Source organism: Glutamicibacter sp. PAEs-4, from assembly GCF_051161755.1.
Taxonomy (GTDB): Bacteria; Actinomycetota; Actinomycetes; order Actinomycetales; family Micrococcaceae; genus Glutamicibacter; species Glutamicibacter nicotianae.
Window position 1 is genome coordinate 3,187,244 of record NZ_CP195017.1, and the last position, 13,340, is coordinate 3,200,583.

Sequence of the window (13,340 nt, forward strand, 5' to 3'; positions counted from 1 at the left end):
AGAACCAATCCCCGACAATCGAAGGAACATTCTCCATGCAAGACATCCAAGAACTCGTCAAGGCCTCCAAGAACGAACGCATGCTAAGCGTTGAACAGTTGACCGAGGGCATCCGCACCGGAGTCTATGATTCGGTCATTCTCGCCTTCACCGACATGCAGGGCCGGCTCCAGGGAAAAATCGTCCATGCCCAGTTCTTCCTGGACACCGTGCTGAATCACGGCACCGAAGCTTGCAACTACCTGTTGGCAGTGGATACCGAAATGAACACCGTGGAAGGCTATTCGCTGACCAGCTGGGACACCGGCTACGGCGACATGGAGTTCGTGCTGGATTACGACACCATCCGCCCAGTTCCGTACTTGGAACGCACGGCGCTGATCCAGACCGACTTGGCCACCACGGACGGACGTCCGGTTCCAGTGGCCCCGCGGTCCCTGCTCAAGGCGCAGCAGGAGAAAGCCGCTGCGTTGGGCTTGCGCGCCATGGCAGGTACGGAACTGGAGTTCTTGATCTTCAACGACTCCTACGAAGATGCGCAGCAGCGCGGCTACCGGGACCTCACCCCTGCCAACCAGCACAACGTCGACTACTCGATCCTGGGCTCAATGCGCGTCGAACCGCTACTGCGCGATATCCGCAACGCCATGTACGAATCGGGTATGATCGTCGAATCGGCCAAGGGCGAGTGCAACTTCGGGCAGCACGAGATCGCTTTCAAATACGACGACGTGCTCACCACAGGCGATAACCACACCTTCTACAAGCTCTCGGCCAAGCACATGGCCTCGCAGCGCGGGCAATCCATCACCTTCATGGCCAAGCCCAACCAGCGCGAAGGTTCCAGCTGCCACATCCACATGTCGCTGCGCAAGCTTGATGGCTCGCTGGCCTTCTGGGACGAAGCCCGCGGAGAACGCACGGAAATGTACAACCACTTCATCGCCGGAGTCTTGGCCACGATGCGGGAGTTCACCCTGTTCTACGCCCCGAATATCAACTCCTACAAGCGATTCGCCAAGGGGTCCTTCGCACCTACCGCAGTTGCCTGGGGCCTGGACAACCGCAGCTGCGCGGTCCGGCTGGTAGGCAAGGGATACGGCGCGCGCATGGAGAACCGCCTGCCGGGAGCGGACGCCAACCCGTACCTGGCCATGGCCGCCATGCTGGCGGCCGGTCTCTATGGCATGGAGAAGAAGCTTGAACTGCCCGAGATGGTGACCGGAAGCGCCTACGACTCCGGATCCCAGCATGTGCCCCAAACCATGGCCGAGGCCCGAGAGCTCTTCGCGAACTCGGAAATCGCTTTAGAAATCTTCGGCAAGGAAGTAGTGGAACACTACACCCGCTACGCGGACGTGGAAATCGAGCAGTTTAACGCCGCGGTCACCGACTGGGAAGTTTCCCGTGGTTTCGAACGCCACTGATCACGAAGGACAACTACAAGTGAACTATCCATCGGACCCAGCAACGCAGCGCAGGCCGCGCATCGGGCTGACCACCTACTGGCAGGAAGCCAAATGGGGTGTCTGGGAAAGTACCGCGGCCATTGTCCCGGGCAAGTACATCAAGTCAGTGGTTGCGGCCGGTGGTACGCCAATGCTCCTGCCACCGGTTGCCACCGACGCCTCCGTCTTGGACGTCCTGGATGGGCTGATAGTCATCGGCGGCGTGGATGTGGATCCTGCTAACTACGGGCATCAACCGCACCCGCGCACGGCGGCACAGCCGGAGCGGGACCTGCACGACATGGCTTTGGCCGCCGCCGCGCTGGAGCGGGCCGTTCCGCTGTTCGCCATCTGCCGTGGCGCCCAAGTGCTCAACGTGCAGCAAGGCGGAACCCTGAACCAGCACCTGCCCGATCTGCTTCCGGATGCTGCCGAAAAGTACCAGCCAGCTCCTGGCGTCTTCGGCACAGTGGATTTCACCACCGCGCATGGTTCTCTGGCGGAGCAGATCCTGGGCAACCAGGCCAGCGCTCCGTGCTACCACCACCAGTCCCTGCAGGAGGTAGCCAAAGGTCTGGAGGTCACCGCCCGCGCCAGCGACGGGACGGTGGAAATCGTTGAAATGCCGCAGGCCCGAGGCTGGGTTCTGGGCACGCAATTCCACCCGGAAGAGAACTTGGAAGATATCCGGCTCATGCAGGCTTTCGTCCAGGCTGCGCATGACTACGCCACCAGCAAATCTATTTCGACACCACAGGAAGCGCTATGAGCACTGATACCGCAGTGAAAGACACCTTTACCGTGATCAACCCGGCGACGGGGCAAGCAGTCCAGGATGTCGCGCTGGCTGATACCGCGGAGGCGGATGCCGCAATTGCCCGGGCCTCCGAGGCTTTTCCCGCCTGGAGCCAGGTCGCTCCTGCTGAGCGCGCCGCGCTGCTGCGCAGATTCGCGGCCGCAGTAGACCGCGATCTGGAGAATCTGGCCCAGCTGGAAGTGCTCAATGCCGGGCACACCATCGGCAACGCCCGCTGGGAGGCCGGAAACGTCAGGGATGTGCTGAACTACTACGCAGCAGCCCCGGAACGGAACTTCGGCAAGCAGATTCCCGTCGCAGGCGGAGTGAACGTTACCTTCCACGAACCGCTGGGTGTCGTTGGGATCATCGTTCCATGGAATTTCCCCATGCCGATCGCGGGGTGGGGGTTCGCCCCAGCACTGGCTGCGGGCAATACTGTCGTGCTCAAGCCAGCGGAACTGACACCCTTGACCGCCATCCGCCTGGGCGAGTTGGCCCGCGAGGCCGGTATCCCCGAGGGTGTCTTCACCGTCATCCCGGGCAAGGGCTCGGTAGTCGGCGAGCGCTTTGTCACCCATCCTGACGTCCGCAAAGTTGTTTTCACCGGTTCCACCCAAGTGGGCCAGGGCATCATGCGCGGATGCGCGGACCAGCTGAAGCGTGTCACCCTGGAGCTGGGCGGCAAGAGCGCCAATATCATCTTCGCCGATGCCGACCTCGACAAGGCAGCCGCCCAGGCACCGGGCGGTGTCTTCGACAATGCCGGACAGGACTGCTGCGCCCGCTCCCGGATCCTGGTGCAGCGCAGCGTTCTGGATGTGTTCATGGAGCGATTCACCCAGGCTGTCGCGGCGGTTACTGTCGGGGATCCGAGCGACGAAGCTACGGTGATGGGCCCTTTGGTCTCCGCCAAGCAATTGCAGACGGTGTCTTCCTTCCTGCTCGATGAGCAGGGAAATCGCCGCAAGGATATCGCCTACCAGGGCAAGGTTCCCCCGGGCGAGGGCTTCTGGTTCCCGCCTACGGTCGTGGTTCCCGAAGATTCGCAGGACCGGATCCTGCGCGAAGAGATTTTCGGCCCGATCGTCGCGGTGATCCCATTCGAGGACGAGGCCGATGCCATCCGCATTGCCAATGACTCGGAGTACGGGCTATCCGGATCCATCTGGACACGGGATGTGGGCCGTGCCCTGCGCGTGGCCCGCGCGGTCGAGGCCGGGAACCTGTCGGTGAACTCCCATTCCTCGGTGCGCTATTCCACTCCTTTCGGCGGCTACAAGAAATCCGGACTCGGCCGCGAGCTGGGACCAGATGCCCTCGAAGCCTTCAGCGAGGTCAAGAACGTCTTCATTGACACCGAAAGCTGATTTACCGCAAAGCATCATCCAACTAAAACAAATCACTAGCAAGGAGAACCATCAAATGAGCGAAACTGCCCCGTACAACGGCTTGGTCACCAATCGGCTTGCCGGACGAGTCGCCACTATTACTGGCGGCGCCTCCGGCATCGGCCTGGCCACGGCCAAGCGCTTGGCCCATGAAGGCGCCAAGGTGGTCATTGGCGATATCTGCGCCGAGGAAATCGGCCAGAAAGCCGCCGAAGAAGTCGGCGGGCTTTTCGTCCGCACCGATGTTACCAATGAAGAAGACGTCAAGAACTTGTTCGCCACAGCCAAGTCGACCTACGGTTCGGTGGATATTGCATTCAACAACGCGGGGATTTCCCCGGCAGACGACGCTTCCATCCTGGATACCGGCATCGACGCCTGGCGCAAGGTCCAGGAGGTCAACCTGACCAGCGTGTACTACTGCTGTAAGCACGTGCTGCCGTACATGCAGGAACAGGGCCGGGGCTCCATCATCAACACCGCTTCCTTCGTCGCTGTCATGGGTGCGGCGACTAGCCAGATCAGCTACTCGGCTTCCAAGGGCGGGGTGCTGTCCATGAGCCGCGAACTCGGTGTCGAGTTCGCCCGGCAGGGCATCCGGGTCAATGCGCTTTGCCCCGGCCCGGTAAATACCCCGCTGCTAAAGGAGCTCTTCGCCAAGGACCCGGAGCGCGCCGCGCGCCGCTTGGTGCATGTGCCGCTTGGTCGGTTCGCAGAACCGGATGAACTGGCGGCCTCGGTAGCCTTCCTTGCCTCCGACGATTCCTCCTTCATCACCGCGAGCCAGTTCCTGGTGGACGGCGGCATCGCTGGAGCCTACGTGACCCCGCTGTAAGGGATAGGACCCACTCAAGCACTCCCCTGGATCTGGCATTCGCCCACATACAGGGGAGTGTTTTTGCTTTCGGGGCTTTCCTGTCACTATTCCCGGCGGATTGCCTGTGGCGCGGGATCAGCCAGTTCTAGCCGGCTGTCAGCACGGTGCTTTTACCCCACGAGCAAGTCAGCAGTATCGACGCCGTCGAGGATCCAATCAACGCCATCAATGACGAGGTTCTTCGCCAACGGCAACTGGTGCGAAGCGCTCTCGATAATGTGCATCAAGTACCCGCCGGTATTCGGGAAAGCGACGAGATCTCCCTTGGCCACACCTGCCGGGAACTCGAACCGCCTGCGCAGGATCAATTCTTCTTCAATGCAATAGGCACCCACCAGGAATCCTTCGTATGGCGCCCGATCCTGCACTTTCGGCCCTGTGGGAATCAGCAACGGATCCAGCAAGAAGTCGGCGGAAGTTGAACGACATTGGGTTCTATTCATATGCAGGCCAACCATTGGTGCTCCATCGCTGCGGTTCTTGACGAAGGCCACTTCAGCAAGCGTCAGTCCGCACCCATCCAAAAGTGAACGCCCCGGTTCGCAGCGAAGCTGGATCCCCCGCTCGATAAGCATCTGGGCGACGGTCCTTCGAGTAGTGGTTTCTTCTGTTGCCAGAACTTTCCGCAACCATTCGCCGCGGATCAGTTTCTGGTGGTACGGGTACAGAGCGATACTGGCTTCAGGCCCCGTGGCTCCCAGACGATCTGATTTCCAAGTCAATGACTCATCGCCCTCGGGGAGTTCGGCGAGCGCTTCCCAGAACCCTGCCCATTGCTTTCCGTCATCCAGGTAGGACATCGGAATGCCTCCGCCCATATCCACAAAGCTTGGGTCGTGCCCGCGGTCCCGCAGCGCATCGATCAGCGCCAGCGCTTCCAAGGCCAGTTGCGCTCGTTGCCCACCGTCATATCCGTTGAGATGGAAGTGGATTCCTTCAACTTTGAGGGTTTCAGGCTTATCCGCCTGATCCAGGAAAGTGAGCCATTCTCCAGCCCGCAAACCGAATCGCGTCGGCGGGATGGATGGGTTATCCGATGCCAGGCGCAGTGCGACGGCAGCAGGTTTCCCGGACTCCTGCACAATCGCTTGCAGCTCTGCCGTCTCATCCAAGTTGTCCAGGCTCAGAACGACACCATGTTCCACCGCAAGCCTCAGCAGGGCCACGGATTTCACTGCCGCGGTGACAATGATCCGATCCGCTGGCACTCCCCGCTTGAGGCACTGGTCCAGCTCATTGAAACTGGCCACATCAATTCCGCAGCCTTCGGCTACAGCATGGTCAATTGCTCCGAGGGTCTTGTTGGCTTTGCGTGCCAGATAAATCTCGAAATCAATCCCGTGCTCATCTGCTGCCTCCCGCAGCTCAGCGATGTTCCGGCTCATCGAAGAGTAATCATGCAGATTCAATGGAGAACCGTACTGCTTGATCAGCTCCTGGCAGAGCTTTGGATCTGCAATCAGGGAATCCATCCACGGTTCGAGCCGTGCCGTCAACGGAATGGTTCCGTGCATCAGGGGTTGAGTCACTGGGCTACTTTCTGTTGGGAGGCGGCCACCTGCCGCGCTATGCGACGTGCCCAACCTCGGTATTCAAGGTGCAAGCCACGATTCAAGGTGTCATGACCCAACGTGGGGTCTTCTGTTGGACGGCCTAGTGCCGTGAGGGACTCGTTGCGTTCGCCAGTTGAGTCCAGGCAAGTGCCGTCGGTATCAGTGAGCAGTCCACGCTCCCCTGCTCGAACTTGCACCTCGCCCTCGGCGAGTAGATCGCTGAACAAGCTGGACGCGCTGTCACCTCCAGAGGACGAGGCATAGAGCACCCCGGCAGGCGCGGTGACAGCATCTATCGTGAGGTCTGCTCCAGCAAAAACCGATAAATCGGATTGCTCGTGGTGCAATAGCCCGTCCTCGAAGAGCGCCAGCAGCTTCAGGGCCGTAGGTTCAGGCGGGCCGAAGGCCATCCGCTCAAGATTCGCGGCAAGGGTCTTGAATTGCTCTCGCTCATCCGCATTCCAGCTGATCCGCGTCAGCGCGTCAACCAGCTGCGGATACAGACCCGACCAAACGGTTCCCCATACCCACTGTGTGCTGGGAGCCGCCAAGCCATGATTGATGCGCACGCTGGCACGTAGCTGTTCGGCAGCGGATGTCCTCTCTGCCATCTGTTCCAATTTTCCATCCCGCAAGGTCTTCCACAAGGCATCCTGGTCAGTCTCCGAACCGCTGGCCTTGGCGCATTCCATCGCACAGGACAGCAGGATCTGCCACAGCTCATCCAACCCCGGATGCAGAAGCTTTCCACCTGTTGCCGTTCCATGGCGTTCGATCCCCCACTGGCGCACCTGATCTCGATAGCCATCAAGGACTTCGTCTACGCTGGCAGGTCGGGTGTTGGGCTTGGGTGTCATGGGAATGCCGCTGCGAGATGTCATGGTTATCGAAACAGGTTCTTCTCCGCTTGGAATATAGCGCAGGAATTCCAAACCATCTGAAGTTGTGGTCTCCCAGCGTCCCCCGCGTCCCTCGGTTAATCGCAACACGACATCGTAGGCAGTCAGCGCGGCTCCCTTGATCACAACCTTGCTTCCGGCCAGCACAGTATCGTCTTCAGCCTGGTCATGTTCTACGGTCAACGCTGCAGCCGATATTGAACCGCGCGGTGAATCCTCTGCCCGATAGCCGCCCAAGCCATGCCCGGTAGCAAGAACTACCTCGTCATAGAGTTCTGTACCGTGCACGGTACGGACCTCCCAGTGCGGTCCTTTTCGCGCCACTCCGTCGACTACGCAAGAACGATGGGCAACTGGCAGGGACCCGTGTTCTGCAAGCCGTTCGAACTGCTCACGCAGGTATTCCCCAACCAGCGCGCGGGCAGGGAAAGATCCATCAGCTGAAGCAATATTCCTTGCCTCCTGCCATCGGTTGAAATCCTGGGAACACAAGTTGGAGGACGCGTCGATAATGCGCGGGTTGACGTTGAGTTTCAGTTCCCTCGGTTGCGCGGTGTTCCATACTCGCCCGGCCCCGGGCGGGTAGGGATCATAAACATCCACTTGTAATTCTCCGGATAGATGCGGAGGCAGCGAATCGTTGAGTTCAAGCAACGCATATAAGCACTTCGGCCCACCGCCGATCATTGCAATGCGTGTCATCGCACCTGCTGGTCTACAAGGTTCGCCGTGCCGTCTGCCTCGGGTTCTTCGCCCAAGGTCTCGCGTACCCAATCATCGTCATAGACGCTATGCAGATAAGGAACTCCGGAGTCGTGGACCAGGAAGGCTACCCGCGAACCTGCAGGAATCTCCGGCAGCATCTGGCTCATGGCGGAAACGATGGCACCGGTAGACGCGCCAGCCAGGATTCCCTCACGCTGGGCAAGCATTCGGCAGCCGCGAACCATGTCAATCTCGCGGATGCGGAACACATGATCGGGTTCGGCCTGCAAGGCCAGCTCCGGAACGATGCCTGCTCCCAAACCGGGCAAGCGGCGGTTCCCGGATTCTCCGCCAAAGAGCACGGATCCCAATGCGTCCACGGCGACCAGCTTGGTGTTCAAGCCATGCTCCCGGATGCACTTCTGGCATCCGAGAATTGTGCCCGTGGTGCTGGTCGCGACAAAGAGCATATCCACTTTTCCGTCCAGCGCGTCCACGATTTCGGGCATGGTGGATGAGTAATGCGCCTTGGGATTATCAGGGGACCCGTACTGATTGGTGGTCACTGCGCCCGGGTTCTGGGCCAGTAGCTGCTGCACCCGCTGCCGGCGGGCAGCCAGCTTGTTCCCATCGGGCTGGTTGACTACCAACTCAACGGCGGCCCCATAAGCGCGCATGATGTCCAAGGCGGATTTGTTGGCGTTCTCGTCGACTACTGCCACGAATTTGATGCCCCGCACCACGCATTGCCGAGACAAGGCGATACCCAGGTTGCCGGAGGTTGATTCGATGACCATCCCTCCGGGCTGCAGCTGGCCGGATTCCATAAAGGATTCAATCAGGCTTCCTGCAGTGCGTTCCTTGGTGCTGCCCGAGAGCTGCAGCAAATCCAATTTGGCAAATATTTCGATATCCGGACTGTCGAAAAGGCGTTCCAATTTCACGACAGGGGAATTGAACGGGCTAAGAGTTCCTGCACTATCCATGTTCGTCGCTCGCATTCAGGTGTGGCAATTACGGAAAACTGCTCTTCATGCGCGATTAGGGATTTAATCCATTTCATCGCATTTTCGGCAAGTCTAAGTGCGCAATGCCGAACTGCCTAGGATATTCAAGGATTCCTTGGCAGGCTCAAAGCGAATTCACTGGAGTTCCCAGCGAGTGTCGCCGGATATTTGCCGGACATGGGACCAACAGAGCAACAGAGCAACCGCGCAACCCTGGATGCGCCGCCAGCAGATTCAGCTACCCGGCTTTGAAGGACTCCAGCATTGCGGGACGCTTCCGGGACAACCTAATCCTCCAGGAAGCATCACGCAGCACAGGGAGAATCCAGTGGGATGGGACTGCCAGCAATCCCCGCCATACCGTTTCAAATGCGGTCTCGCACCTGGCGCGGGTTTCCGGCGAACCGAAGCCCAGGCCTGCACCAACCAGCCCGCCCAAACGGAGTTCCTCCGGGTACCGAAGCTCCCCTAATCACTGTGCGAGGCCCCGGCAGAAGACCAGGAGAGCTGCTTGGGCACCGATCCCAGCTTCGAATATTGCCCCTCTCCGACGAGCGCAGCGGCTCATCTGCCGCCGAGCGGAGAAAGGTCCTGCACCCGCCCGTCGCTGCCCAGCTGGACCGTGCGGTGGGCTTGGGCAATTGTCGCGGGACGATGGGCGACCAGGAGAATCGCACGGTCCCGGGATTGCCTCAGGATATCCATGACGGCGTTGTCGGCATCCGGATCGAGCGAAGCGGTGGGTTCATCGAGGATGAGCACGCGCGGGTTCCCCAGCAAGGCCCGCGCGATCGCAACCCGGGCCCGCTGGCCTCCCGACAGGCCGCTCCCGTGCTCGCCCACCGGGGTATCCAGCCCGCCCGGGATCCCTGCAGCAGAATCGAGCAGGCCGGCTGCGGATGCGGCCTGGCGGACTGCGGCATCGGTGGCGCCAGGGTTGCCGAGGGTGATATTCGAGCGGATCGTGCCTCGCAGCAACGGCGAGGACTGCGGCACGGCGGAGACCAGCCGGCGCAGGTCCGCGTCGGGCAGCCCGCGCAGATCAGCGCCGTCGATCCGGATGCTCCCCTCATCCGGATCCCAGATGCGCAGCGCAAGACGGGCGGCGGTGGTCTTGCCCGCGCCCGAGGCCCCGGTGAGTGCGACGATCTCCCCTGGGCTGACACGCATCGAGAACCCGTCGAGGACACGGCGGCCATCGGCGTAGGCGAAGCCGACGCCATCGAACACCAACCCGGGCTCCTGCACTAGTCCGCCGGAGCTCCAGCTGCCGGTGCCCCGGATGGAGGGCGGGTGCTCGAGGACGCCGGTGATGCGTTCGGTGGCGGCACTGAGCGTGCCGGCGTTGCGCAGCAGGTCGGCGATCTGGGCTGCCGGCCCGAGGCCGGCGACCGCCACGGTGATGGCCAGCGGGATGTCCTGCGGCGCGATCGCGGTGCGGTCCAGGAGGATGATGAGGATGCAGCCCAGGGCCGCGAGGGCGTGGGCGGCGTCGCTGATGCCGCGTTCGGCCCCGAGCCGGGGTGCCTCGCGCAGCTGGGTGCGCGCCAGCTTGCGGGTCCTGCCGCTAAGCCGGTCCAGCTGCTGCTGAAGCGCCCCGGAGCCGGCCAGTTCACGCAGGCCGCGCAGCGTATCGAGCAATTCCGAGCGGAGGGCGGCGGACCCCTGCGCCAGCAGCGTGCCGTCCTGCCGGGCGCGGCGGGCGGTGAGCCACGGGACGATGGCGCCGATGAGCAGCAGCGGGATCCACACCAGCAGCAGCGGGCTCAGGAGCAGCGAGACGGCGGTGCTGATGCCCAGCACCAGCAGTGCGCTGAGCGCCTGGGCGGCGGTGTGGGCATAGAGCCATTCCAGGGTCTCGATATCCGCGACCACGGTGGCTGACAGGTCCCCGGTGCGCCGGTACTCGGTGCGGGCGGGCAGCGAACGGCGCAGCACATCGAAGACGCGGCCGCGCAGCGTGGCGATCAGCCGGTAGGCGAGGTCGTGGGACACCCAGGATTCCCGCCATGCGGCCAGCGCGGCGAAGATCGCCAATCCGGCCAGGGCGACCCCGGCGGGGCGATCGGGAAGTCCTGGCCGGCCAGCAGCTGCCCGCCCATCCAGGCCAGGCCCAGGGCGATCCCGAGCACCGCGGCCTGGGTGGCAGCGCTCCACGCGACGGTCTCGATGAACAAGGCCCCGCCGCGTGGCGATGAGCGGCAGCAGGCGCAGCATCGTCCTCATGGGGTTTGCCTCCTCGATAGGGCGCCATCGGCGGGTGCCCCGGTGCCGGTGGCGGCGATCCGGCCGCCACGCAGCGCCATCCAGCCGGTGGCATGGGCGCAGGCCGAGGCGCGGTGGGCGATGATGATGACCGTGCGGCCACCGGTGGCTTCGGCGAGGGAATCGACCACTTGCCGCTCGGTGCCGGGGTCGAGCGCGGACGTGGCCTCGTCGAGCACGAGCACCGGGGCAGGCGAGAGCAGCGCACGGGCAATCGCGAGCCGTTGCCGCTGGCCGCCGGAAAGCTGCTCGCCGTTCTCCGCAAGCACGGTGCCATACCCCTAGGGAAGGGCGGTGATGGCTTCGTCGATGCGCGCGGTGCGCGCGGTGCGCGCGGCGGCTTCCAGCTCGGCGTTGCTCGCCTCGGGCCGGTACAGCCGCAGGTTCTCGGCCACGGTCCAGGCGAAGAGCACCGGATCCTGCGGGAGCACCACCACGCTGCGCGCCCTGACCGGCGCGGTGGAGTCCCGCAGGTCGGTGCCGCCGATGCGGATGGTGCCCGCGTCCGGATCGATATATCGTTCCAGCAGCCGTGCCAGGGTGCTCTTTCCCGAGCCCGACGGCCCGATCATCGCCAGGGTCTGGCCCGGCGCGACATGGAAGGTGCACCCGGCAAGGCCCGTGGAAGCCCCGGGATACAGGTAGGACACGCCCTGGACCTCGATGGATCCGGTCGTGGCTGGTTGGTTGTGGCGGCCTTCGCCCATCGGTTGCGCGCCGAGTAGCCGGTCGAGCCCGTCAACCGCGGTGAGGCCGAGATAGCCGGCATGCCAGTAGGTGCCCAGGTCCTGCACCGGGCGGAAACACTCCCGGGCGAGCAGCAGCACCATGACCGCAGGCGCCGTGCCCAGCGGCCCAGCGGGCCCGGCGGCCAGAGAGCCCAGCACGGTGCCAAGCTGCATGGCCAACGCGCCCAGCGCGGTGTCGACCAGGGACAGGCGCAGCTGGCGCATGGTGCAGTCCGCCAGGCCGTCAGCTTCCCGCGCGAAGCGGGCCGCCTGGCGCTCGGCGGCCCCGAAGGCGCGCAGCAGCTCGATGTTCTGCAGGGCCTCGACATAGGCGGAGGACAGCCTGGTGAAACGCGCGGTGCGCCCGCTGGTACTCGTGGTCGTCCTGGTAGCCCTGGGCATCACGGTTCATTTCGAGGCAAGCGTTGATGCGCAGGGCGCTGCCTATGCCACCGGCGTGCTGGTTCTCGTGAGTTACGTGGCGATAGCGGTAACGATTTCTGCTCGTCGACAGCGTGAACGAGGCAAGACGATTCTCTTTTCCTGTGTCAGCTTGGTGTTCATCTACACCACCATCGCGAACCGCGTTGAACGCCCGGACGGCCTGAAAATTGCGGCCTTCTTCATTGCCGCAGTTCTCCTGGTGTCGCTGCTGTCGAGGTTCCGCCGCTCCACTGAGCTTCGAGCCACCTCGGTCATGTTCGACACCCAAGCGCAGGACATCATCCAGCAGGCCACCAGCGATGGGCTGATTCGCCTGATCGCCCACGAACCGGTGAACACGTCCAAGGAACGCTACGTGCATAAACACGAGCATGCGATTCTCGCCAGCCACATTCCCGTGCATGCACCTGTGGTCTTCCTGGAAGTCCGGGTCAGCGATTACTCCGATTTTGCGCAGGACATTGACGTTCGCGGCGTCACCCGGCATAGCCAATGGGTACTTGAAGCAACCGCGCCTTCGGTATCAACAGCCATTGCCGCATTGTCCATGGCCATCCGGGACCAGTATGAGGTCATGCCGCATATCTACTTCCGCTGGACCGAAGGCAATCCATTGCTGAACCTGGCCAAGTTCATCTTCCTTGGACAAGGAGAAATCGCTCCGCTGACCCGTGAGGTCCTGCGCGAAGCAGAACCTAATCTGCAACGCCGACCATGGGTGCATGTGGGCTAGCCGTATAGCGCATTGAGGTTGGCAATACGTTCGGCCCGGGCTGGACGGCCCAGCCTCCGTGCGGTGCGCAGGCGCCGGGCGCCACAGCCATTCACTGTTGTTCCGGCCCTGCATCCTCGCCCGTTCGCCGCTGCATGCCCGGTCATGCGGATACGAATTCGCACCGGTGCGGTCCTTCAAAGTCAGCGTCTTGATCAGCGAAGCGCCCACCCAGATGGACAGGTACGTGGAGACCGCAACAGTGGCATCAAACTTGCCCACCAGCGCCACGGCAATGGTCGGAGCAAATGCGCCGTCAACCACCGAGCCCAGGGCATAGCTGATCGAAGAACCGCTCAAGCGGATGCGGGCCGGGAAAAACTCTGCATACAGCGCTGGCAACGGGCCATAGGAGAAGCATAAGAACGCGCCGAAGACCACCAGGGACACGCTAACCCAGACCAGGTTCCGGGTCTCGATGAGCAGGAACAGCGGGAAGATCCAGACCAGCAGCA

The 13,340-nt window shown here is 62.5% G+C and carries 9 protein-coding genes and 1 pseudogene; 5 read left to right on the forward strand and 5 right to left on the reverse strand.

Annotation, left to right across the window (positions count from 1 at the left end):
• Nucleotides 1-35 precede the first annotated feature (35 nt).
• The 4 genes from ACR9WD_RS15015 to ACR9WD_RS15030 are packed head-to-tail and all read left to right on the forward strand — an operon-like array spanning nucleotide 36 to nucleotide 4,470.
• Entirely contained in the window at nucleotides 36-1,427 is a 1,392-nt protein-coding gene (locus ACR9WD_RS15015; RefSeq protein WP_434922368.1) for a glutamine synthetase family protein, read from the forward strand.
• 19 nt (nucleotides 1,428-1,446) lie between these two features.
• Nucleotides 1,447-2,217 (forward strand): gamma-glutamyl-gamma-aminobutyrate hydrolase family protein, encoded by a 771-nt coding sequence (locus ACR9WD_RS15020; RefSeq protein WP_223308810.1) that lies wholly within the window; start codon nucleotides 1,447-1,449, stop codon nucleotides 2,215-2,217.
• Nucleotides 2,214-3,614 carry an aldehyde dehydrogenase family protein gene (locus ACR9WD_RS15025; protein ID WP_073706994.1) on the forward strand — a complete coding sequence of 467 codons (1,401 nt, stop codon included), beginning with the start codon at nucleotides 2,214-2,216 and terminating at the stop codon, nucleotides 3,612-3,614. The genes ACR9WD_RS15020 and ACR9WD_RS15025 overlap by 4 nt, the downstream gene beginning before the upstream one ends.
• 55 nt (nucleotides 3,615-3,669) lie before the next feature.
• Nucleotides 3,670-4,470 (forward strand): 3-oxoacyl-ACP reductase, encoded by an 801-nt coding sequence (locus ACR9WD_RS15030; RefSeq protein ID WP_073706995.1) that lies wholly within the window; start codon nucleotides 3,670-3,672, stop codon nucleotides 4,468-4,470.
• Nucleotides 4,471-4,622: 152 nt separating this feature from the next.
• On the opposite strand, the gene ACR9WD_RS15035 is transcribed toward ACR9WD_RS15030, so the two are convergent.
• From ACR9WD_RS15035 to ACR9WD_RS15055, 5 genes and pseudogenes are all read right to left on the reverse strand, one after another.
• A complete protein-coding gene (locus ACR9WD_RS15035; RefSeq protein ID WP_434922369.1) occupies nucleotides 4,623-6,041 on the reverse strand; it encodes an alanine racemase in 1,419 nt (472 codons plus the stop codon).
• A complete protein-coding gene (locus tag ACR9WD_RS15040) occupies nucleotides 6,038-7,666 on the reverse strand; it encodes an FAD/NAD(P)-binding protein (protein ID WP_434922370.1) in 1,629 nt (542 codons plus the stop codon). Before ACR9WD_RS15040 ends, ACR9WD_RS15035 begins: the two co-directional genes overlap by 4 nt.
• Complete coding sequence (gene sbnA, locus ACR9WD_RS15045; protein WP_434922371.1) at nucleotides 7,663-8,670, reverse strand: 2,3-diaminopropionate biosynthesis protein SbnA; 1,008 nt, start codon at nucleotides 8,668-8,670, stop codon at nucleotides 7,663-7,665. Before sbnA ends, ACR9WD_RS15040 begins: the two co-directional genes overlap by 4 nt.
• A 570-nt stretch (nucleotides 8,671-9,240) precedes the next feature.
• Nucleotides 9,241-10,902 carry an amino acid ABC transporter ATP-binding/permease protein gene (locus ACR9WD_RS15050; protein WP_434922372.1) on the reverse strand — a complete coding sequence of 554 codons (1,662 nt, stop codon included), beginning with the start codon at nucleotides 10,900-10,902 and terminating at the stop codon, nucleotides 9,241-9,243.
• Nucleotides 10,899-12,071: pseudogene (locus ACR9WD_RS15055) on the reverse strand (ATP-binding cassette domain-containing protein). Before ACR9WD_RS15055 ends, ACR9WD_RS15050 begins: the two are co-directional and overlap by 4 nt.
• Between ACR9WD_RS15055 and ACR9WD_RS15060 the strand changes: the two are divergent.
• Entirely contained in the window at nucleotides 12,016-12,846 is an 831-nt protein-coding gene (locus tag ACR9WD_RS15060; protein ID WP_434922373.1) for a hypothetical protein, read from the forward strand. The pseudogene ACR9WD_RS15055 and the gene ACR9WD_RS15060 overlap by 56 nt on opposite strands.
• The last annotated feature ends 494 nt before the right edge of the window (nucleotides 12,847-13,340 follow it).

What these genes read in the sequence shown, in the direction of transcription:
- ACR9WD_RS15040 (WP_434922370.1), bottom strand. Translation starts at nt 7,666, where the DNA reads ATGACACGCATTGCAATGATCGGCGGTGGGCCGAAGTGCTTATATGCG.
- ACR9WD_RS15025 (WP_073706994.1), top strand. Translation starts at nt 2,214, where the DNA reads ATGAGCACTGATACCGCAGTGAAAGACACCTTTACCGTGATCAACCCG.
- ACR9WD_RS15015 (WP_434922368.1), top strand. Translation starts at nt 36, where the DNA reads ATGCAAGACATCCAAGAACTCGTCAAGGCCTCCAAGAACGAACGCATG.
- sbnA (WP_434922371.1), bottom strand. Translation starts at nt 8,670, where the DNA reads ATGCGAGCGACGAACATGGATAGTGCAGGAACTCTTAGCCCGTTCAAT.
- ACR9WD_RS15050 (WP_434922372.1), bottom strand. Translation starts at nt 10,902, where the DNA reads ATGAGGACGATGCTGCGCCTGCTGCCGCTCATCGCCACGCGGCGGGGC.
- ACR9WD_RS15030 (WP_073706995.1), top strand. Translation starts at nt 3,670, where the DNA reads ATGAGCGAAACTGCCCCGTACAACGGCTTGGTCACCAATCGGCTTGCC.